Annotated in this window: 1 protein-coding gene and 1 pseudogene; both read right to left on the reverse strand. The window is 46.3% G+C overall.

All coding sequences use genetic code 11. The features are described from left to right. Window positions 1-229, reverse strand: a pseudogene (locus KIV40_RS34725) (HlyD family secretion protein); the annotation flags it as partial. A gap of 5 nt (window positions 230-234) precedes the next feature. Further along, the coding region (locus KIV40_RS34730; RefSeq protein WP_285353997.1) for a TetR/AcrR family transcriptional regulator at window positions 235-764 on the reverse strand (530 nt) is incomplete at its 5' end.

Below are 764 nucleotides of genomic sequence, written 5' to 3' on the forward strand. Positions count from 1 at the left end.
TACCGGTGACTTCTGCAATCGCTTTCCACTCCACTTTAGGCACGACTTTACCGAAACCAATCGCAAGTGGTGCCATGGCTTGAGGTTCTAGTATCTCTATTTCCACCAAACGAGCTCGATCGCCTGCAGGCTTAGTTGGTAGATCTGGCTTAAGGTTAATCGCAATCACTAAGCCGACAATACCGACCGCCAGCGCCGGAAAGAACAACAACTTTTTCCCTATTTTCATTCTGTTTAATCCTGAAGGTTGGAAGTGCTTGTGGCCGCCACAAAGCCCTCACTCATTAATTTAATATTGTGCTCAATCAGACGGTTAAGGAACTCTTCATTCAGTTCAATGCCGTGCAGAGCAAGCAAAGGCGGTGGCGCGATAAACGGAAATACCATCAAGCTTATATACGATACGCGGCATAACTTGGGATCCATATCTTTGCGAAGCACGCCCTCTTCGATCAGCTTTTCAAATATCACGTCTTGAGCAGGTTTAGCGATATCAATGAACACCTTCTCAAGCAGCTCTCGCTGAACCTCAGAGGGTGGCATATTCATCACTTGAGCCACTAAGCGAGGAAATTTTGGTACCTTCGCCATCTCTTTGTAGTAAGTACGCATAAGATCGAGAAAGTTATCGTGGTTACTCTCATCAATGAGCTTTTGCATTTGCAGCTGCATTGGCCGCAGAGTTTCACGCAACATCGCTTCAAACAGACCCGCCTTGTTACCGAAGTAATAGCGAATCATCGCAATATTCACACCAGCCCTCT

The sequence above is a fragment of the Vibrio sp. D173a genome (assembly GCF_030248475.1).